Here is a 20,158-nt window from a genome sequence, read left to right as displayed (position 1 = left end):
AGATTTCACGTTCTCAGCAGAACTTGAAACTTGAAACCTGAAACAAATAAAACTAAAAACAAAATGGAAGATAAAACATTTACCATATCGGTATACTCAGAAAATAACGTGGGTTTATTAAATAGAATATCTGGAATATTCTTAAAGCGTCACATTAATATATTAAGCCTAAATGTTTCAGAATCAGAAATAGAGAATGTTTCAAGATTTATCATTGTAGTTAATACAACAGAGAAATGGGTTCAGAATATTGTGGGACAGATTGAAAAACAAATTGAAGTTATAAAAGCATTTTATCATACAGATGAAGAAACCATTTATCTTGAAAATGCACTTTTTAAAATCGCTTCAAGTTTGTTGTTTGATGAAAAACAAATTCAAAATATCATCAAAGACAGCCAATCGACGATTGTAACGGTTTCAAGAGATTTCTTCGTGATTTCAAAATCAGGAAGACGCTCAGAAATTGAAGATTTATACCAAAAATTCAAACCATACGGAATTATGCAATTTGTACGTTCGGGAAGAATTTCGGTTTCAAAAGAAAAAATGGAGATTTCATCATTGTTAGAAACCTTCAAATAAAGAATTAATATGTGATATTACACGATCACAACCAATTATAAATAAATTAATTACTAAATTTCATTTCATTAAATATTTTAAAACAAAATGGCAAATTATTTCAACACATTACCACTTAGATTACAATTAGAGCAACTTGGAGTTTGCGAATTTATGGAGCAGTCAGAATTTGCAGACGGAATTTCAGCATTAGCAGGGAAAAAAGTTGTTATTGTTGGATGTGGTGCACAAGGTTTGAATCAAGGTTTAAACATGAGAGATTCAGGTTTAGATATTTCTTACGCATTGCGTGCAGATGCAATTGCTGAAAAGAGAGCTTCATATAAAAATGCAACTGAAAATGGGTTTAAAGTAGGTACTTATGAAGAGTTGATTCCAACTGCTGATTTAGTTTGTAATCTTACTCCGGATAAACAACATACATCTGTTGTTACTGCGATTATGCCATTAATGAAACAAGGATCGACTTTAGCTTATTCTCACGGTTTTAATATTGTTGAAGAAGGAATGCAGATTCGTGAAGATATCACAGTTATTATGTGTGCGCCTAAATGTCCGGGTTCTGAGGTTCGTGAAGAATATAAAAGAGGTTTTGGTGTACCAACACTTATTGCAGTTCACCCGGAAAATGATCCAAACGGATTTGGTTTAGATCAGGCAAAAGCTTACGCTGTAGCAACTGGAGGACACAAAGCAGGAGTTTTAAGATCATCTTTCGTTGCTGAAGTAAAATCAGATTTAATGGGTGAGCAGACAATTCTTTGCGGATTGCTTCAAACTGGATCTATTTTATGTTTTGATAAAATGGTTGAAAAAGGAATCGATAAAGCATATGCTTCAAAATTAATTCAATACGGATGGGAAACTATCACTGAAGCTTTGAAACATGGTGGTATCACAAATATGATGGATCGTTTAAATAATCCTTCTAAAATTGAAGCTTACGAATTAGCAGAAGAATTAAAAGACATCATGCGTCCGTTATTCCAAAAACACCAGGACGATATTATTTCTGGAGAATTCTCAAGAACTATGATGATTGACTGGGCTAATGATGATGTTAATTTATTAAAATGGAGAGCTGCAACAGGAGAAACTAACTTCGAAAAAACAGCTCCGCAAGAAGCTCCAATCTCTGAACAGGAATATTTTGATAATGGAGTTTTAATGATTGCTATGGTAAAAGCTGGTGTTGAATTAGCTTTTGAAACTATGACTGAGGCTGGAATCATTGAAGAATCTGCATATTATGAGTCATTACACGAATTACCATTAATTGCAAACACAATTGCAAGAAAGAAATTGTTTGAAATGAACCGTGTAATTTCTGATACTGCAGAATATGGCTGTTATTTATTTGATCACGCTTGTAAGCCATTGTTGACTGAATTCATGAAAAAAGTAGAAACAAATATTATTGGAAAACCATTTTCAACTTCAAATGGAGTAGACAATAATGTTTTAATTGCTGTAAATAAAGAAATTCGTCAGCATCCTATCGAAGAAGTAGGAGCTTGGTTGAGAGAATCAATGACGGCAATGAAAAAAATTGTATAATAAATTTGGGAATTTCCACGCATTCCGAATGTAGTGGAATTTGCTCTGTATCAATGTTTTAAATTAATATTTTGAATTAGTAAGCACTTATTAAGAAAATAGATATAGATGCATTTTGCATTCACTTAACTTCTGTGAGAAAACAAGTTAAGTGAAGCGGATCCCTAAAATTGGGGTATATTTTTTAATCAAAAAATATACTTGTTGAAATTTCTATTATAATTAATAAAGCTGCTTCTATTTTCAAAGTAGGTAAAGCATTTGTAATGCAGAATTACAAAATTAATTGTTATTGAAATTTGTTAAATAAAAAGGTATGATAATTTCTTTGTCATACCTTTTTTGCAATTTAGATTTTTTCTTAAAATCTCTTTTTTTAGAATAACTTTAAAAAAAACGTATATTTTATTTATTATATGTTTTTTTTATACAAAATTTATGAATTAAATAATTTTAAGAATAGAAGCAGATTTAATACATTTATAAAAAAAAATTCCACAAAACTATGAGTTATTATAAAATTGAAAATTTAGAACAATATTTTAAACATTACAATAAGTCAATAAGAGAGCCAAGAAAATTTTGGGGAAAAATTGCCGAAGAAAACTTTACTTGGTATCAACAGTGGGAAAAAGTTGTTGATTTTAATATGGCTGACGCCGAAGTAAAATGGTTTACTGACGCTAAAGTTAACATTACCAAAAACTGTATCGATAGACATTTAAGCAAAAGAGGAGAAAAAACGGCTATTATATTTGAACCGAATGATCCATCTGAAAGCGCTTTACATATAAGTTATAACGAATTATACGAACGAGTTTCAAAAATGGCGAATGTTCTGCGTGAGCAGGGAATTCGTAAAGGGGACCGCGTTTGTATTTATTTACCAATGATTCCTGAACTTGCAGTTTCTGTTTTGGCCTGTGCCAGAATTGGGGCGATTCACTCTGTAGTTTTTGCAGGATTTTCTGCTTCTGCAGTTTCTGCAAGAATTATCGACAGCGAATGTAAAATGGTAATCACATCTGATGGAGGTTACAGAGGAAATAAAACAATCGATTTAAAATCTATTGTTGACGAAGCCTTAGATACTTGTCCGTCAGTTACTAAAGTTTTAGTAGTAAAAAGAACAAAAACAGAAGTGGCAATGAAAGAAGGACGTGACATTTGGTTACAGCCTTTATTAGATGCGGCTCTTGACAATAGTGTTGCTGAAATTATGGATGCCGAAGATCCTTTGTTTATCTTGTATACTTCAGGATCAACTGGGAAGCCAAAAGGAATGGTGCATACAACAGCTGGATACATGGTTTATACAGCGTATACATTTAAAAACGTATTCAGCCACGAAGAAAATGATATCTTCTGGTGTACGGCAGATATTGGATGGATTACAGGACATTCATACATTTTATACGGACCATTACTAAATGGCGGAACAACCGTAATTTTTGAAGGAGTTCCATCTTATCCAGATTTTAGCCGTTTTTGGGATATTATCGAAAAACATAAAATCACACAATTTTATACAGCGCCAACAGCAATTCGTTCATTGGCAAAAGAAAGTTTAGATTATATTCAAAAATATCCTCTAAAATCGCTTAAAGTTATTGGATCTGTTGGAGAGCCAATTAACGAAGAGGCTTGGCACTGGTTCAACGACCACGTTGGAGATAAAAGATGTCCGGTTGTAGATACTTGGTGGCAGACTGAAACTGGAGGAATTATGATTTCACCAATTGCTTTTGTAACGCCAACAAAACCAACTTACGCAACGTTGCCATTACCGGGAATTCAACCAGTTTTAATGGATGAAAAACGTAATGAAATTGAAGGAAACCAAGTAGTTGGAAGTTTATGTATTAAATTCCCTTGGCCTGGAATCGCCAGAACTATCTGGGGAGATCACCAGCGTTATAAAGACACTTATTTCTCTGCTTTCCCTGGAAAATACTTTACAGGTGACGGAGCTTTAAGAGACGAAGTTGGTTACTACAGAATTACAGGTAGAGTAGATGACGTTGTAATTGTTTCTGGACATAATTTAGGAACTGCACCAATCGAAGATGCCATCAACGAACACCCAGCGGTTGCAGAATCGGCTATTGTTGGATTCCCACACGATATTAAAGGAAACGCTTTATACGGTTACGTTATTCTGAAAGAAACTGGAGAAGTTAGAAATAAAGAGAATTTATCAAAAGAGATCAATCAATATATTTCTGATCACATTGGGCCAATCGCTAAATTAGATAAAATCCAATTCGTTTCTGGTTTACCAAAAACACGTTCTGGAAAAATCATGCGTAGAATTTTACGTAAAATAGCTGAAGGCGATAATTCTAATTTTGGAGATACTTCAACATTATTGAATCCAGAAATTGTAGATGAAATTATTAAAGATAGAATTTCTTAATTCTTGACTTGTATTTATAAAAAAAAATGCCTCTTAATATTTTAAGAGGCATTTTTTTTTATGTTTTTGTTTTGCAAAAAAATATTGATAACATATGTCAGGCTGAGCGAAGTCGAAGCCCTCTCATGCAGAATCACTTTGTGGGGCTTCGACTTCGTTCAGCCTGACAATCGTATATGTTTTGTCATTTCGAGTAACGAGAAATCGCACTCGTAATTCTACAAAGATTGGTGATATGCATTGTCGAGTTTCTTGTGCGATTTCTCGTTCCTCGAAATGACAAGATTATGTTTAGAATTTATCTTATTCCCAATCTCGACTTCAATTTCAAAAACAAAAGCCCAATTTTATAAGCATCCTCCGCAGAAGAATTTCTGTCGCTTTTTGGAATTTTGTAGATTTCGCATAAATCGTTTAAAGAAAACTGCTTGTCATTAATATCGGTTAATTTTCGATACATAACGTCGATATCCAGAGCTTCGTTTTTTAATCTTCCGCAATCTAATCTTTCGAGAGCAGCGTTTAACATTTCAATGTCAAAATTAATATGATGACCAACCAGAACTGCATTTCCAATAAAATTTATAAACGCTTCTAAAGCCTCAGCTTCAGGCATTTTATTCATTTTACTTTCAATAATGAATTCATTAGAAATTCCGTGTTCTTCTAAAAATTTATACTGAAGTAAAACCGCTTCAAAATTCTCTTTAATTACAATACTGTCGTCAATTACTGAAAATGCGCCTAAAGATAAAATAACATCTTTGTTAGGGTTTAAACCAGAAGTTTCAGTCGACAAAACCACATATTTGGTCGGCTTTGCTTCTAATTTCGTTAAGTATTCCTTCCAGAATTCCGGATATTCCTTATTGATATTTTTAATCCAGTCTAACATATTTTATGAGAATTGGGTAAGTTGAAATTTACTCTTAATTAGTTCCTCAAGATCTTTCATTGGAGTCAAAGCATTTTTTAACTTCTCTTTGTCTGTTTTAGACATTTCTCTTAAATTAATATATTGTCCGGAATCGTCATTTTTTAAACCTTCAACAGTTCTAAACTTTGAAAGCGTCAAAAATGCTTCGGCACAACTTAAATATATTTCAGCATTTTTAGAATCGGTAATCGCTAATTGTTTGAATCTCAAATATGTATTTTTGATTCCTTTTATATTCGCACTCAAAATTAATAAACGCGCGCTGTCGATAAGCGGCATTAAAGCACGGGTTTTAATGTCGAATTTTCCTTTTTGCGGGCCTTCTTCTTCAACAATGAATTTTTTAAAGAAGCTTAAAGGAGAATTTCTCTTCAAAGCATCATTTCCTAAAAAGTCAAAGAATAAAGTATTGTTTACAGCATTTTTGAAAACAACATTTTCTATAACTTCTTCAATTTTTGCTTCACCAATTACGATCTCATAATCAAAGAAAATACTGCTCAAATCGTTACTGTTTTCACCTGGAGTATTCATCCAACTGTTGTATTGTTTTGTCCAGTCACTCAATGACTTACACCATAGCATATTGCTTCCCATGTGACCATTTGGACAATATTCGTAACCTACTTTTTCAAGGATGGCAGTTGTTCTTTTTGCCAGTCTTAAAAAGTAATCTTTTACCTCACGATATTTCTCCGGAGCAACATCTTCAAAAATCAAAATACTATCCTGATCCGTCAATAAAAGCTGCTCCTTACGCCCTTGACTACCAATGCTTAACCATGCAAATCTGGCAGGAGGGGAGCCTAAATCTAAAATAGACAGTTCTACAGCACGTTTTATAATAGCAAGGTTAATTTCGCTTGCAATATTACTAACGTGAGAAATTGGTATATTTTTCTGAATCGAATTCTGAATCAAATCTGATAAGCGATCACGAATTTGTTTTAAATCTTTTGGAAGCTGCGAACGCTTAATTTCTTTAATTAAAACACCAGGGTTACTAGCTTGAGCCACAATTAAATCGTGCTCAGAAATAATTCCTTTTACAGCAGATTTACTCGTACCATCTTTAGTTACGCAGAGGTGAGAAACATTATGTTTCAGCATTAAAAGCTGAGCTTCGGCCAAAGAAACATTTTCAATAACCGTAACAACTGGCGAAGACATTATTTTGTCAATCGTCTCAGTGATAGGATAACGTCCAGTTGCAATTTTTGAAGATAAATCGGCGTGGGTAACAATACCAATTGGGTTATTCTTTTCGCAAATTACAATATTATCCACCATAGATTCTGTCATCAAAATGGCGACATCTTTTACAATATGGTGAGATTCTGTTGTTAACGGAGAATTATTATAAGAAAGAGACTGGATATACTGCATCTCATTCTGCTGGTCCATGAAATTACTATCAGGATCTAATTTTCCGTTGGAACGTGAATTATCTCGCGTATGCCTTGAATTTACTGCAAAACTTTCCAGTAAAAAGTTTAAAACATCTGAATTATTAGCTACAAACGGACGGAAAACGGCAATTGGAATAGCATAAACAATACTTTCTTCACGTGCTTTTGCCGTCATCATATAGTTATTTTTGGCAAAAAACGGGCGTAAACCAAAAATATCTCCTTCGTGGCATTTGTTTATAAGAGTTTCCTCAGCATCAGCAATTGTTGTTAAATTAATAACACCAGAAGCCACAACATAAAAACTGTCATGAAGCGGGTCATTATTTTGAAACAATACTGCATGTTTTTCTAAATTAATGACACGAATATTTGTAGCGATATCTGATAATTCCTGAAAAGTTAAGTTATCAAACGGCGGGTATTCTTTTAAAAAATCTGCAATATGCTCAGCAATTGTATTCATATATGGTATAATATCTTTTAAAATATTGAATGTAAAAATAATAAAATAAACTCTTACAATGAAAGCATCTTGACTAGAATCTAATTATTTTAAAGAAATGTTAAGATTTACTGAATTCAAGGCTTTTAAAATGTTTTTTTAGGAATCAATTTTAAATAATTGATTGATTTTCATTGTTATAAATTTACAGTTTATAAACTAAATTATTCAATTTATGTTGTTTAGGTAAGAGGCCGCTGTTTAGATTATTCAGATTTATAATAGCGAATGATTTAGTATAAGATTCTTATAATTTTCTATTTTACATAATATAAATTATAGTTCAAAATAGATAAGCCTTTAATAGGGCTTTATTCGTGTAATTTATTCATAATTAGCTCTTTTGGTACTATATCATTCCCACCACGTTTTCTAAATTGTATTACATTATCTTCTACAACTAAAACTGCGCTTGAACTTGATCCGTCTTTATTTATCAGTTTTATTTGAGCCGTGTCGCCCAATGGATAAACATATCCGGTAACATCTAAAACTCCAGAATTTAATTCTTTAGAATCGCTTGTAACTTCTGCAGTTCCAGAAATCATATAATTTGACTGAGCCATTGTAATGGTAAATAAATATTGCTTTTTACAATCTTTACATTTTTCCGATCCCCATGTGCCGGTAAATTTATTGGTTTGCGAATATGATTGAAAGCTTATAAGAATCAGGAATAAAATAATTTTTTTCATAAATTTTAAAATATGCAGAATTATAATTCAAATATAAATGAAAAAAAAGCATCACATAAATTTGTGATGCTTCATATTTCCCGTATTTGAAAATTTAATTTAATTTTTTCAAATAAACCGATTTTCCGTTAAGTGAAACTTCAATTTGATTTGTCTTTTCAGTAAATGTTGTTCTCAATACATTTCCGTTAAAAAGTGAAACGTCGCCGTAAACTTTTCCAGTTTCATCAGAAACATATTCAAATAATAATTTTTTGTTGTCTGGTTCAATTCCAAGTTTATAACTTGAAAATTTTGTTCCTTTTAAATCAAATTGCTGTTGTGAATCGATAATCTTTCCATCAGCATAAAAATTCGTAATCGTTTTGCTTAAAGTAATATCCGGATAATATTGATTTACTTTTGTTAGTAATGCATATTGCTCCACATTTGCATCTTCCTGTTTTGAGGAAATGGTTTGAGCAAAAGAAATTGTTGTAAAAATAAGTGCTAATAGTAAAGTGAATTTTTTCATAATCAAAATTTTATAGTTAATGTTTCAAAACATTTTCGAAACGTTATATAATATCACTTTTTGAATTAAAGTAATTATTATTTACAACAAGGTACTTAATATTTATCTTTGCACGAAATTAAAAGCAATATTTTAAGAAAATGACAACAAAAAAATACATTCAACTTATACTTATTTTAGGTTCTTTAACTGCACTTGGTCCTTTTTCAATTGATATGTATCTGCCTGGTTTCTCTGATATTGCTAAGGATTTGAATACATCTGTAGCAAAAGTTTCGATGAGTTTATCCAGTTATTTTATCGGAATTTCTGCCGGACAATTACTTTATGGACCTTTATTAGACCGCTTCGGACGTAAAAAACCTTTGTTTATTGGGTTGATGGTGTATATTTTAGCTTCTTTAGGCTGCGTATATGTTGCTGATATTGATTCGTTTATCTTCTTGCGTTTTATTCAGGCTATCGGAAGTTGTGCTGCAACAGTAGCTTCGGTTGCAATGGTTCGTGATTTATTTCCTGTAAAAGATATTCCGAAAGTATTCTCCTTATTAATGCTTGTTTTAGGGCTTTCGCCGATGCTTGCACCAACAATTGGTGGTTATGTAACACAAGATTTTGGCTGGCATATTGTATTTTTAATCCTATTTTTTATGGGAATTGCTATTTTAATCGCTTCTCAAGTTGGTTTACCAAATAGCTATAAACCAGATCATTCTATTTCTTTAAAACCAAAACCAATTATTTCTAACTTTTTAAAAGTACTTAAAGAACCACAATTTTATACCTATGCATTTACGGGAGCAATCGCTTTTTCGGGGTTATTTACTTATGTAGCGGCCTCACCTATCATTTTTATGGATATTTACCATGTTGATGCTAAAACATACGGATGGATTTTTGCTTTTATGTCGGTTAGTTTTATTGGTTCGAGTCAGTTGAATTCGGTTTTACTGAAAAGATTTTCCAGCGAACAGATGATTTTTGCTGCTTTAATTTTACAATCTTTAATTACTATTGTATTTCTGATACTTTCGATAAATAACCTTTTAAGTCTGTATTCCACAATTGTAATGTTGTTTTTATTCCTGGGTTGTTTAGGAATTTCAAATCCAAATACTGCCGGGCTTACAATGGCTCCATTTGCTAAAAATGCTGGAAGTGCTTCGGCTTTAATGGGCGCTATTCAATTAGGATTGGGAGCTTTAGCTTCATTTGCGGTTGGAATTTTTGTTAAGGATTCTGTTGCACCAATGGTTCTTATTATGACCGTTACTACAATTATTGCTTTTGTAGTTTTAAATATTGGAAAGCGTTTCATCAAAAATAAAGTTGAAATCGCTGAAAGTGATGATGTGGTTGTGGGACACTAAACTTTGTAGATATACTTTGTGAGCCTTCGACTTCGCTCAGGCTGTCAACATAAATAACTTAATCTCATCGATGTCAGGCTGAGCGAAGTCGAAGCCATCTCAGTGTGACTAAACCCGACAGGTTTTTAAATACAAAAAAATCCAAACTCCGATAATTGGAATTTGGATTTTTAAAAATTTTGGAATTTAAAACTTTATTCCAATTGTTGTTTCTTATCTGGTCTGATAATCATTCTAAGAGATTGATCTCTTGCAAAATACGCAACCATCCAGTTCCAGAAAGTATTTAATCTGTTTCTGTATGTAATTAAGGAAATCAGGTGAATAAACAACCAGATAACCCAGGCAAAGAATCCTTTAAAATGCCATTTCGGACTTGGTAAATCAACTACGGCTTTGTTTTTTCCAATAATCGCCATTGAACCTTTATCATTATAAGCAAAAGGTTTTAAAGGTTTATTTTGAGTCATTGCCTTAAAGTTTTTAGCCAAATTTAATCCTTGCTGAATCGCAACTTGCGCAACCTGTGGATGTCCGTCGGGGAAATTTTTATCTCCTGCAGAAATTGCAGTATCACCAATAGCATAAATGTTGTCTAAACCATTTACCTTACTATATTGATCTGTAGCCATACGTCGGCCGCGGCCGTAACTTTCCTTCGGAATTCCGTCGAAAAGCTTCGCAGAAACTCCGGCTGCCCAAATTAGGTTTTTGGTTTTGATCGTTTCTCCATTTTCAAAATGAACCGTATCATCAACATAATCAACAACACGAGTGTGCAGTTTTACTACAACGCCAAGTTTTGTAAGCGCTTCGAGAGTATCTTTTTGAGATTCCTTGCTCATTGGTGCTAAAAGAGCATCTCCTCCGTCTACTAAATAAACATTACTGGCAGAAGTTTCTAATTCCGGATATTCCTTCAATAGAATATTTTTTCTCATTTCGGCAAACATTCCAGAAACTTCAACTCCAGTTGGTCCGCCTCCGGCAACAACGATCGTTAATAATTTACGTCGTTTGCGAATATCTTTGGTAATAGCTGCTTTTTCAAGGTTTTTAAGCAATGCATTTCGCATTTCGATGGCATCATTTAAGGTTTTCATCGGGATAGCATTTTTCATTACGTTTTCCATTCCGAAATAACTCGTTTCGGCACCCGTTGCAAAAACTAAATAATCGTATGATAATTCGCCATTGCTCAAAATGATTTTATTTTCGGCAGGAACGACAGAAATCAATTCGCCTAAACGAAACTGAAGGTTCTTTTTACCTGCAAAAAATTTTCTAAAAGGATAACTAATACTTGATGGTTCTAAAAAAGCGGTTGCAACCTGATATATAAGCGGAGGGAAAAAATTATAATTGTTTTTATCTACAAGGGTTACTTGAATTTGAGGATGATTTACAAGTTCTTTTGCGAGATTTATTCCTGCAAAACCACCTCCTATAATGACTATATTCATATGTGTTGTTTTATAATGTAGGATTTATAAGTAAAACTTTTTCTGCCTTAGCAGTTCCATAAATTTAACATTTTAATTCCAAATACGAAACTCAAACTGGAGTTTTGTTTTCGTTTTTTGAGAATTATTCAGTCAATTTAAGTTTCATCATAATATCAGTCTGTTCATCATTTCCAAGCTTAAAAATGTGTTTGTAAAATTCGAGAAAACCATTCTTTTTATAAAAACTTAAAGCGCGATGATTTTCTTCCCAGACCCCTAACCAAACATAGTCAGCGTTCTTTTCTTGGGCTGTTTGAATCGCTTTTTCATAAAGTAATTGCCCGACTTTTTTTTCGTGAAATTCTTTTGAAACATAAATACGTTCGATTTCAAGGGATTTTTCGTCCTGCAGTTCAGTCTGCGATTCTCCGAAGTTTATTTTTAAATAACCAATTGCGTTATTGTCCAAAACGGCGAAATAAAATTGAGAGTTTTTATTCCTTAGTTCTTCCGTTAATTTTTCTTTAGAAAATTTTTCGTCTAAATAACTTTGCATGTTTTCCTCAGAATTATATTCTGAAAAAGTTTCATAAAAAGTTTGTCGGCCAATTTTTTGTAATTGGTCAATATCGTCAAGTGTAATCTCGTTTATGTGAATATCTTCCATTCTAATTTATGCTGTATTTCAGGGTTTAAATTCCTTATAAAAATACAACATAAATCAGCATATTTAGAAGCTTGAAGTCTTACTTTTTGAATTTTTTAACAGGCTTTTCTGTTACTTCAATTTTGTTTTGCAATACATAATTGGCTAACAATTTCTCAATCAGTTCTTCTTTTGTAAGATGATGAAAAACAGTTTTTACTTTCGTTTTCAAATCAGTCGAAATATCGTGATTTGGTTTTGTTTTGAAGATTTGTTTTGCCCATAAAAGTGTATTGTTTTCTTCAATACTTAAGGCTGAAGGTTTTTGGAATTTGGTGAATTTAAGTCCCAGTTCTCTTTCAAAATCAGCAATTTCTGCTACTTCCTCTTCTTGTAAAACTGTTAAAGAAAGTCCCTTTGCTCCTGCTCTGGCAGTTCTTCCGCTTCGGTGAACATACGTTTCGTAAGCGTCCGGCAAATGGTAATTTACAACATAAGAGATTTCTTTTACGTCAATTCCCCTTGCAGCTAAATCGGTGGCAACCAAAATATTAATATGTCCTTCTCGGAATTGTTCCATAATTCTGTCACGAATTCCCTGTGATAAACTTCCGTGAATCGCTCCCGAAGAGAAACGGTTTATCGCCAAATTTTTAGCTAATTTATTAACAGCAGCTTTTGTTTTACAGAAAATAATACCACGCTCTCCGTCTTTTGAATTTAGAAAATGCATTAAAACATCTAATTTTTCAATTGGATCAACTACAATATATTCGTGATCAATTCCTTGGTTACCAACAGTTTCCATATTGGCACTTACCTGAACTACATTTTTGTTTAAGTAATTCTGAACCAATTGTTTAATTGTTCCCGGTAAAGTAGCCGAGAATAATAAAGTGCGGTGTTTTTTAGGGATTTCAGCCAGAATTTCGTCCAGGCTTTCTTTTAAGATCGAAACCATTTCATCGGCTTCATCTAAAACTAAATATTGCGTTTGTTTTAAATCAACTGCTTTTCTTTGAATTAAATCGATTAAACGTCCCGGAGTTGCTACAATAATGTGTGTTGGCGATGTAAGACGCTCAATTTGAGGCTTAATCGGAATTCCACCGCAAGTTGCCGCGATTGAAATATTCGGAATATATTTTGAAAAATCTTCTAAATTTCTAAAAATCTGATGTCCTAATTCTCTTGTTGGAACTAAAATTACAGCCTGAACTACAGGAGATTCCGTATCAATTAATTGTAATAACGGAAGCCCAAAAGCGGCTGTTTTTCCGGTTCCGGTTTTGGCTAAACCAACAACATCGTGGTTTTCAGACAATAAAAGCGGAATTGTTTTTTGTTGAATTTCAGTAGGTTCAACAATGTTTAATTCGCCTAAAGCTTTTAAAATTGGCGCTGAAAGTCCTAATGTTGAGAATTGTTTAGACATGGTTTTTAGTTTTTTTTGTTTCAGGTTTCATGTTTCAAGTTACACAGAAACTCAATTAAGTTTAAAAGGAGAAATCACATTAGACTTAATTACTCTTAAATGTGATTCCTCCTTCTTGAAATTATAATTATTCAGATTTCAAGAACTTGAAACATGAAACCTGAAACTTTAAACCTTTCTAAAATCAATCTGGTTCGTTCATGATTTTTTCGCGGTATTTTTTACCTACTAATAAGGTCAGTCTTTGCTTGTAATCATCCAGAAGCCATTCGCGGTAGTTTTTACTACACTGACTTAAACATTTTGCGTAACGTTTAATTCGGCATTCAATATCGTCTTCTAATTCTCTTGACAAAGCTTTTGCTTCCTGAAGTGTCTCTGTATTATCAACACACATTGCTGCGTGCTGTTCAAGCGATTTGTCTAAAACAATTTTCGAACGTAAATTTTGTTTGATCGCCAGTTTGTGTTCTTCTTCAACATCAAAAGTAACATCTAGAGTTTTGCTGAATTTTGCTCTTAATTCTGGCGGCATGCTGTATTTAAAGAACATTTCGATTTCAGTATCATCTCTAAGATTTTCCAAATAAAATTCTGGAGATTTAAAGATGTGCTGCCAGTTTACCGGTTCGCTCCATAAACCGAAACGAGCGGCATTGTTTCCTAAGTCGATTACTGTAAACTCGTCTTTACCAGGTAATTTACGAGATCCACGGCCAATCATCTGGAAATATAAAGTCAACGATTTTGTTGCTCTGTTTAAGATAATAGTCTCAACAGTTGGCTCATCAAAACCGGTTGTTAAAATTCCGACAGAAGTCAAAATCGCATCCGGAGTTTTTTTGAACCAAGCCAAAATATCTTTACGCTCTTCAGAACTGCTTGTATTATCAAGGTGACGAATATCGTAACCTGCTTCTCTAAAAGTATCATATACATATAATGATGTATGAATACCGTTATTGAAAATTAAAGTTTTCTTGCCTAAAGAACGCTCTGTATACGCATGAAGTAATTTTTCCTGCATTAAGGAATTGGTATACAAATCATCAGATGATTTTACGGTATAATCTCCGTTGATACCTACTTTTAATGAGGTCAAACCAACATCATAACTATATGTTGTTGCTCTGGCCAAAAATCCTTTGTCGATCAATGAACCAATTGTGTCCCCAACGATAAGTTCGTCGTAGCTTTGGTGCATTGGTAATTTTATGTTTGAACTCAAAGGTGTTGCTGTTACTCCAAGAATAAAAGCATTTTTAAATGAGTTTAATAGTTTTCTAAATGAGTTGTAATGTGCCTCGTCAATAATCACCAAACCAATATTGTCAAGGTGCAGTTTTTCGTCGTTGATACGGTTTTTTAAAGTTTCAACCATCGCCACGAAACAAGAATAATCATTTTGGTCCGGTAACTCTTTTACCTTACTATTGATTATTTTATTGCTTACGCCAAAGCCCTTCAACATTTTTGAAGTTTGTTTACAAAGCTCAATTCTGTGTGTTAAAACCACCACTTTTTTGTCATTATTAGATAAATAACGACGTACAATTTCAGAGAAAATTACTGTTTTCCCGCCTCCTGTTGGCAATTGATACAATAAATGATGTTTTGGAGGAGCATTGTCTAAGCGGTCAAAAATAGCGTCAATATCGCCTTTTTGGTATGCATAAAGTTCTTTTTTCTCTTCTCTTTCTATTTCTAAAGTGTTTTGAGACATTGTTTATTTTTGGATTTTTGCAAAAATACATCTAAAAAACAGTTATTCATCTTATTTTAACCTAAAATAAATGATTTTTTTAAATAAGATTTTTTATAGGAAGTGTTTTTAAAAGTCGATTTTATCCAGAATTGCTTCAAAATCATACTTATTTTTCCATTTTTGCTGCAAAATCTCTTGATGAATCATTTCAATTCTTGCTTTAAATTCAATCAGGATTCCGTTAGAAATGACAAAATTTACTGCTTGTTCAAACGAATTAAAAATACTTTTGTAAAACAATTCCTGCTTAATGTAATTGTTTGCAGAATAAGTTTGCGCAATTTCGATATTATAAAACATCAAATCGGCAATAATAAATGGATCAACGCCTAACATTATGAAATGTTTGATGATTTTTTGAGCCACAGAACGACGCATTTTTGCCTTCGGGCGCCATTTTGCATTGGGCTTTTTTATGGGAAAATATTCGTGGGAAATCTTAACCTTAGATTCCTGCAAAAGTTTGTCTTCTTTTGGGTTAAAAACAAAATCGTAATACACTTTTACCGGTGCAAATTTTTCATACAGCTCAATAAGCTGTTCTTCGAGTTGTTCTTTGCTCAGTTCGGTTAAATATTTTTTTAAATCGCGTTTGCTCATTATCAAAGTTTAAGATTACAAAAGTAAATTACTTTCCTGACACATAACTTAAAAACCAATCCTAATACTTAATTTTGCTGCTATAATCTCAAAATATATCTACATGCTTAAGATTTTTAAAGTTACCGCTATTTTAGAAGGAATTTCATATTTAGTTTTATTTGCCAATATGCTTATTATTAAAACTAACAATCCAGAACTTTACCATACTTTATTAAGACCTTTAGGAATGACACATGGCGTGTTATTTATAGGTTATATTGTTTTGGCTTTTTTATTGAAAAAATCTCAAAACTGGGATTTAAAAACATTTGCAATTATACTAATCGCTTCTCTAATTCCGTTTGGAACTTTTTACATCGAGAAAAAATATTTAGAAACTAAAGCAAATGCTTAACCTTTTGGATAAAATATTCAATTTTTTATACCCTCTTTTCAGGCATTGGGGAATGAGTCGCAACTTTGCGTCTTATATCAGCCTGATTTTTAATATTGCCATTATGGTGGCTTTGGCTTATGCCATTTATTATGTCGCAAAATTTGTTTTGGTAACGCTTACTGCCATTTTTGCACAGCGTACCAAAACAAAGTTTGACGACTATTTAGTTCACAATAAAACCACAAAATACACCGCGTATTTAATTCCGTTTTTCTTTATTTATAAAGCTGTTCCTATCATTCTGGACAAATACGAATATTGGGAATCGCTTTTCGGAAAAATCGTTGGTATTTATATCGTTTTGATCAGTTTATGGATTATCAGAACGATTTTTAATGCGCTTCGTGATTATTTAAAGCAAAAACCGGAATACAGCGACAAACCTATCGACAGTTTCATTCAGGTTATTATGATTGTGCTTTGGATTTTTGGGGTTGCGATGATTATTTCGACTTTATTCGGAATCAAAAGAGGCGAATTGTTAACCATTTTAGGAACACTTTCGGCTATTATCATCTTGATTTTTAGAGATACAATTTTAGGATTTGTTTCGAGTGTTCAGGTTGCCATAAACGATATGGTTCGTATTGGTGACTGGATTACAATGGATAAATTTGGTGCCGATGGAGATGTAATCGAAATCAATTTAACCACCGTAAAAGTTAGAAATTTTGACAATACCATTACCACGATTCCAACGTATGCTTTAAGTTCAGATTCTTTTCAGAACTGGCGCGGCATGCAGAATTCTGAAGGAAGGCGTATTAAAAGACATATTTTGATTAAAAGCAGCAGTATTCGTTTTCTGAATAATGACGACCTTAATCATATGAAAGGAATACAGCTTATTACTTCTTATATTGAAACCAGACAAGCTGAAATTGAAAAGTATAATGATCTTCGAGGAATTGATAAATCATTATCTCTTAACGGTCGTAATATGACCAATTTAGGTTTGTTTAGGAAATACATTATGCAGTATTTATTAGACCATCCGGGGTTAAATAAAAATATGCATATTATGTGCCGCCAGCTGCAGTCGACTGCACACGGAGTTCCTTTAGAAATTTATGTTTTCTCAAGCGATAAACGCTGGGCAAATTACGAATATATAATGTCTGATATTTTCGATCACATTATGGCGTCGGTAATTTATTTCGATCTTGAAATATTTGAACTGCCTTCGCAGATTGGGGTCTTAGATCGATAGTTTTTGTTTCAGGTTTTAAGTTCTCGCAGTTTGTCATTTCGAGGAACGAGAAATCGCACGCGTATATCGACAAAGATTGGCGACAAACTGTGCGGAGTTTCGTGTGCGATTTCTCGTTCCTCGAAATGACAATACTTTATGGAAATACTTTTGCTAGGAAACTAAAGACAAAGTTTAAAACCTGAAACCTGAAACAAACAAACTTGAAACTATTTCCTAACCTCTTCAAAAACAAATTTCGGATCTTTATAATTTAAAGTTCCATTAATAAAACACGGAAGATTCATATAAGTTCCAATTACACCATTTCCTAAAATCAGTTTATTTTCTTTTTTTAGCAAAGCCAAAGGCACTCTTTTCCAGCTTCCGCCATTAGAAATAAAATGAAAATCACCTCTTAGGGTATTTCCGTTTATATCCCCTCTTACATCGCCGGAATCCTTCCCTACTTTATAATAAGATATTTCATAACGACCAAAAAAGCGTTTATCGCTTATATTAAGCGCTAAAATTGCAGTGTCTTTATTATTTACAGCGCGATATAAAACTTCCTGATAACCATTTTTATCTTCTTTTGAATTGCAGGAAACTATGGCAACCAATACCAGCAGGAAAAAAAGAAAAGATTTTATATTCATAAGTATTTTTTTTGAACCATATAAGTTATATAAGTTCATTTAAATTAAAGCTTAATCTTGACCATACAAGTATTCAGTTCGTTAATAATAAAACTTAAATTTTCTTATATAACTTATATGGTTAACTTTTTAAACAGTTAATTCTTTTTAATCAATTGAAAAATTTGAACTATGAGAACGCCAAATAATACTCCAATGGCAAAAATAGAAAGGAAATCTACATTACGAATATTTGATAAAGAATTGCTTCTAAAATAATTTCCTGATGCAATGATTAGAAGAATTACGGTCAGTATAATTGACTTGTTTTTCATGATGCTGATTTTTAAGTGAAATTAATATTTAATAAATGTATTAAATATAATTTATTAAAAGATTTTTTCTAAATTTAAAGAAAAAACATGGCGGATAGAGACACTTTTTTAAGAGAATTAAGAGGCGAAACTTTAGGAACTGTAAGTGCTCAATCTTCTCCAGATGAGATCTTTCAAAATCAGACGATTAGGCCTATTTTAAAACTTCAGAACGATTTGTTTATTGCGGTATTTATTAATTACGTAAATAAAAACAAAGCTGATTTTTATTCGTATTCTGTTGAGAAGAAACTGCAGACTATAGAAAATTCCATTCAAAAAGATATTAAGTTCCGTAATTCCCTAAAAGGAATTGTAATGGCACTTTTTACTATTGAAGAATACGAAACTTATATTCAAAATTCATCGAGCTTAAACAAACGAATGATGAATTTATTGATTGAGAGATTGAAAAGTCAGGTGCAGTTGTTTGAGGTTGAATCAGATTCGAAATAGTTATTCCATGATATTAACGGATGAACATATTGTCTATGAAAACAATTGTCGTAAAATGTTTGTTGGAGAGATAATTCAAGGAATTATTTACGGAGAAATTCAATATGTTTTTGAGGATAACGAGAATCTTATTCCGGAACCTTCCTATTTTACTAAATATCCAGAGATAGATACTTTAGATCATTCTATCTATTTTCAAATGACTAACAAAACAATTTATGTTTTTTGGGATAATACATTTTTTAGTTACGGACTTTTGTCAAAAGAGATTGATTTAGAAGAAACTCTAAATGATCACGAGCAAAAATGGGATGTTTCTAATGAAGAAAAGTGGATAAACTTAATTGGTCAAAGAATTATTGATTTTAAAATAAACTGGGAAGAAGCTTCTTCTTTCATATATCCACAGACTTTCTTACTTGAAACAGAAAATGGAAAAACGATAATTTTGAGTGCTTCCGAGTTCAAGGATTCAGAACAGAATAAAGTTTATGGTATGAGTGATAACTTGCTTGTGACAACAAATCTCACTTTAGCAAAAGAACTTAAAATCACATAAGAGATGTTCGATCAATTCCGAAATAAATTCCCTTTAACCGATGAAAAATGGAACGAATACACCAGTTATTTCAATCGTATTGAAGTTCCAGCCAAAACAGTTCTGATTGAAGAAGGAGAAGTTTCTAAAAAGCTTTTTATAATCGAAAAAGGCTGTATTAGAGTTTGGTTTAACAATAACGGAAAAGATTTGACTTCGCAGTTTTTTTTCGAAAATCAAAGTGTTGCCTCTATCGAAAGTTTCATTAAAAAATTTCCGAGTCCGGTTGTGGTGGAAACAATCGAACCTTCTGTTTTATGGTGGATTTCTAAAAATGATGTCGATACAATTTTGGAAGAAATAAAAGAAATTCCAGAACTTCGGGATCGGTTAATCAATATGCTTTTTCAAAGAACATTTGACTATATGAAACACTTTTTTTCTTTTATAAAAGACTCCCCTACTCAGCGTTATCTCAGTTTAATTGAAGAAAAACCTCAAATTGTACAACGAGTTCCACAGCATTACATTGCTTCTTATCTTGGCGTGAGCACCGTTCATTTAAGCCGAATTAAAAGTAAGCTGGTTCACAAAAAATAATTAAAGTTATATAAGTTAATTTAAGCCTAGCTTATAATTTCTTAT

20 protein-coding genes are annotated in these 20,158 nt (G+C 32.5%); 9 read left to right on the top strand and 11 right to left on the bottom strand.

Annotated features, from left to right (window positions below; all coding sequences use genetic code 11):
* The first annotated feature begins 63 nt into the window (after positions 1-63).
* The 3 genes from ilvN (at position 64) to acs (ending at position 4,558) form a co-directional block, all read left to right on the top strand.
* On the top strand, positions 64-585 hold the full coding sequence (gene ilvN, locus J2Y38_RS18405; RefSeq protein ID WP_053474515.1) for an acetolactate synthase small subunit: 522 nt from the start codon (positions 64-66) through the stop codon (positions 583-585).
* An 87-nt stretch (positions 586-672) separates the two neighbouring features.
* Positions 673-2,142, top strand: coding sequence for a ketol-acid reductoisomerase (gene ilvC, locus J2Y38_RS18400; protein ID WP_053474516.1), 1,470 nt, complete (start codon positions 673-675; stop codon positions 2,140-2,142).
* A 505-nt stretch (positions 2,143-2,647) separates the two neighbouring features.
* Positions 2,648-4,558: an acetate--CoA ligase gene (gene acs / locus J2Y38_RS18395; protein WP_309845380.1), complete on the top strand. Its 1,911-nt coding sequence runs from the start codon at positions 2,648-2,650 to the stop codon at positions 4,556-4,558.
* Between the two features lie 298 nt (positions 4,559-4,856).
* Here the strand turns inward: acs and J2Y38_RS18390 are convergent, their stop codons facing one another.
* The 4 genes from J2Y38_RS18390 to J2Y38_RS18375 form a co-directional block, all read right to left on the bottom strand.
* On the bottom strand, positions 4,857-5,453 hold the full coding sequence (locus J2Y38_RS18390; protein WP_180860062.1) for a PolC-type DNA polymerase III: 597 nt from the start codon (positions 5,451-5,453) through the stop codon (positions 4,857-4,859).
* Positions 5,454-5,456: 3 nt separating this feature from the next.
* Positions 5,457-7,370: a DUF294 nucleotidyltransferase-like domain-containing protein gene (locus tag J2Y38_RS18385; RefSeq protein ID WP_309845377.1), complete on the bottom strand. Its 1,914-nt coding sequence runs from the start codon at positions 7,368-7,370 to the stop codon at positions 5,457-5,459.
* 350 nt (positions 7,371-7,720) lie between these two features.
* Entirely contained in the window at positions 7,721-8,104 is a 384-nt protein-coding gene (locus J2Y38_RS18380) for a hypothetical protein (RefSeq protein ID WP_309845374.1), read from the bottom strand.
* A gap of 94 nt (positions 8,105-8,198) precedes the next feature.
* Entirely contained in the window at positions 8,199-8,618 is a 420-nt protein-coding gene (locus J2Y38_RS18375) for a hypothetical protein (RefSeq protein WP_180861757.1), read from the bottom strand.
* Between the two features lie 140 nt (positions 8,619-8,758).
* Between J2Y38_RS18375 and J2Y38_RS18370 the strand changes: the two genes are divergently transcribed.
* Entirely contained in the window at positions 8,759-9,988 is a 1,230-nt protein-coding gene (locus J2Y38_RS18370) for a multidrug effflux MFS transporter (protein ID WP_309845371.1), read from the top strand.
* 194 nt (positions 9,989-10,182) lie between these two features.
* Here J2Y38_RS18370 and J2Y38_RS18365 read toward each other — a convergent pair whose 3' ends face one another.
* From J2Y38_RS18365 to J2Y38_RS18345, 5 genes are all read right to left on the bottom strand, one after another.
* Positions 10,183-11,451 carry an NAD(P)/FAD-dependent oxidoreductase gene (locus J2Y38_RS18365; protein WP_309845369.1) on the bottom strand — a complete coding sequence of 423 codons (1,269 nt, stop codon included), beginning with the start codon at positions 11,449-11,451 and terminating at the stop codon, positions 10,183-10,185.
* Positions 11,452-11,575: 124 nt separating this feature from the next.
* Complete coding sequence (locus J2Y38_RS18360; RefSeq protein WP_309845367.1) at positions 11,576-12,100, bottom strand: GNAT family N-acetyltransferase; 525 nt, start codon at positions 12,098-12,100, stop codon at positions 11,576-11,578.
* Between the two features lie 79 nt (positions 12,101-12,179).
* Entirely contained in the window at positions 12,180-13,514 is a 1,335-nt protein-coding gene (locus J2Y38_RS18355) for a DEAD/DEAH box helicase (protein ID WP_309845365.1), read from the bottom strand.
* Between the two features lie 184 nt (positions 13,515-13,698).
* The gene (locus J2Y38_RS18350; RefSeq protein ID WP_309845363.1) at positions 13,699-15,237 is read right to left on the bottom strand and encodes a DEAD/DEAH box helicase; all 1,539 of its coding nucleotides are present in this window, start codon (positions 15,235-15,237) and stop codon (positions 13,699-13,701) included.
* Between the two features lie 108 nt (positions 15,238-15,345).
* Positions 15,346-15,879, bottom strand: a complete 534-nt coding sequence (locus tag J2Y38_RS18345) for a DUF6155 family protein (RefSeq protein WP_291150879.1) — start codon at positions 15,877-15,879, stop codon at positions 15,346-15,348.
* A 103-nt stretch (positions 15,880-15,982) separates the two neighbouring features.
* Between J2Y38_RS18345 and J2Y38_RS18340 the strand changes: the two genes are divergently transcribed.
* A complete protein-coding gene (locus tag J2Y38_RS18340) occupies positions 15,983-16,276 on the top strand; it encodes a DUF3817 domain-containing protein (RefSeq protein ID WP_053473186.1) in 294 nt (97 codons plus the stop codon).
* Positions 16,269-17,528 (top strand): mechanosensitive ion channel domain-containing protein, encoded by a 1,260-nt coding sequence (locus J2Y38_RS18335; RefSeq protein WP_309845360.1) that lies wholly within the window; start codon positions 16,269-16,271, stop codon positions 17,526-17,528. The genes J2Y38_RS18340 and J2Y38_RS18335 overlap by 8 nt, the downstream gene beginning before the upstream one ends.
* 209 nt (positions 17,529-17,737) lie before the next feature.
* On the opposite strand, the gene J2Y38_RS18330 is transcribed toward J2Y38_RS18335, so the two are convergent.
* Both J2Y38_RS18330 and J2Y38_RS18325 read right to left on the bottom strand, forming a co-directional pair.
* Complete coding sequence (locus J2Y38_RS18330; RefSeq protein ID WP_309845359.1) at positions 17,738-18,166, bottom strand: hypothetical protein; 429 nt, start codon at positions 18,164-18,166, stop codon at positions 17,738-17,740.
* A 137-nt stretch (positions 18,167-18,303) separates the two neighbouring features.
* Positions 18,304-18,480, bottom strand: a complete 177-nt coding sequence (locus J2Y38_RS18325; protein WP_165590699.1) for a hypothetical protein — start codon at positions 18,478-18,480, stop codon at positions 18,304-18,306.
* Positions 18,481-18,567: 87 nt separating this feature from the next.
* On the opposite strand from J2Y38_RS18325, the gene J2Y38_RS18320 reads away from it, so the two are divergent.
* Genes J2Y38_RS18320 through J2Y38_RS18310 form a run of 3 tightly spaced genes read left to right on the top strand, consistent with a single transcriptional unit; the run spans position 18,568 to position 20,113 of the window.
* Positions 18,568-18,975, top strand: a complete 408-nt coding sequence (locus tag J2Y38_RS18320) for a glyoxalase (RefSeq protein ID WP_291150868.1) — start codon at positions 18,568-18,570, stop codon at positions 18,973-18,975.
* Positions 18,976-18,982: 7 nt separating this feature from the next.
* Entirely contained in the window at positions 18,983-19,534 is a 552-nt protein-coding gene (locus J2Y38_RS18315) for a hypothetical protein (RefSeq protein ID WP_309845358.1), read from the top strand.
* Between the two features lie 3 nt (positions 19,535-19,537).
* On the top strand, positions 19,538-20,113 hold the full coding sequence (locus J2Y38_RS18310) for a Crp/Fnr family transcriptional regulator (RefSeq protein WP_256634926.1): 576 nt from the start codon (positions 19,538-19,540) through the stop codon (positions 20,111-20,113).
* Positions 20,114-20,158 lie beyond the last annotated feature (45 nt).

The sequence above is a fragment of the Flavobacterium sp. 2755 genome (assembly GCF_031455715.1).
Lineage (GTDB): Bacteria > Bacteroidota > Bacteroidia > Flavobacteriales > Flavobacteriaceae > Flavobacterium.
Note: the sequence above shows the minus strand (reverse complement) of the source record. Positions and strands in the feature narration are given on the sequence as shown.

Bases quoted from the DNA above. Each gene is read 5' to 3' on its own strand.
- J2Y38_RS18340 (WP_053473186.1), top strand. From the start codon at position 15,983: ATGCTTAAGATTTTTAAAGTTACCGCTATTTTAGAAGGAATTTCATAT.
- J2Y38_RS18370 (WP_309845371.1), top strand. From the start codon at position 8,759: ATGACAACAAAAAAATACATTCAACTTATACTTATTTTAGGTTCTTTA.
- J2Y38_RS18360 (WP_309845367.1), bottom strand. From the start codon at position 12,100: ATGGAAGATATTCACATAAACGAGATTACACTTGACGATATTGACCAA.
- ilvN (WP_053474515.1), top strand. From the start codon at position 64: ATGGAAGATAAAACATTTACCATATCGGTATACTCAGAAAATAACGTG.
- acs (WP_309845380.1), top strand. From the start codon at position 2,648: ATGAGTTATTATAAAATTGAAAATTTAGAACAATATTTTAAACATTAC.
- J2Y38_RS18375 (WP_180861757.1), bottom strand. From the start codon at position 8,618: ATGAAAAAATTCACTTTACTATTAGCACTTATTTTTACAACAATTTCT.
- J2Y38_RS18350 (WP_309845363.1), bottom strand. From the start codon at position 15,237: ATGTCTCAAAACACTTTAGAAATAGAAAGAGAAGAGAAAAAAGAACTT.
- J2Y38_RS18355 (WP_309845365.1), bottom strand. From the start codon at position 13,514: ATGTCTAAACAATTCTCAACATTAGGACTTTCAGCGCCAATTTTAAAA.
- J2Y38_RS18390 (WP_180860062.1), bottom strand. From the start codon at position 5,453: ATGTTAGACTGGATTAAAAATATCAATAAGGAATATCCGGAATTCTGG.
- J2Y38_RS18325 (WP_165590699.1), bottom strand. From the start codon at position 18,480: ATGAAAAACAAGTCAATTATACTGACCGTAATTCTTCTAATCATTGCA.
- J2Y38_RS18320 (WP_291150868.1), top strand. From the start codon at position 18,568: ATGGCGGATAGAGACACTTTTTTAAGAGAATTAAGAGGCGAAACTTTA.
- J2Y38_RS18335 (WP_309845360.1), top strand. From the start codon at position 16,269: ATGCTTAACCTTTTGGATAAAATATTCAATTTTTTATACCCTCTTTTC.
- J2Y38_RS18310 (WP_256634926.1), top strand. From the start codon at position 19,538: ATGTTCGATCAATTCCGAAATAAATTCCCTTTAACCGATGAAAAATGG.
- J2Y38_RS18315 (WP_309845358.1), top strand. From the start codon at position 18,983: ATGATATTAACGGATGAACATATTGTCTATGAAAACAATTGTCGTAAA.
- ilvC (WP_053474516.1), top strand. From the start codon at position 673: ATGGCAAATTATTTCAACACATTACCACTTAGATTACAATTAGAGCAA.
- J2Y38_RS18380 (WP_309845374.1), bottom strand. From the start codon at position 8,104: ATGAAAAAAATTATTTTATTCCTGATTCTTATAAGCTTTCAATCATAT.
- J2Y38_RS18365 (WP_309845369.1), bottom strand. From the start codon at position 11,451: ATGAATATAGTCATTATAGGAGGTGGTTTTGCAGGAATAAATCTCGCA.
- J2Y38_RS18345 (WP_291150879.1), bottom strand. From the start codon at position 15,879: ATGAGCAAACGCGATTTAAAAAAATATTTAACCGAACTGAGCAAAGAA.
- J2Y38_RS18330 (WP_309845359.1), bottom strand. From the start codon at position 18,166: ATGAATATAAAATCTTTTCTTTTTTTCCTGCTGGTATTGGTTGCCATA.
- J2Y38_RS18385 (WP_309845377.1), bottom strand. From the start codon at position 7,370: ATGAATACAATTGCTGAGCATATTGCAGATTTTTTAAAAGAATACCCG.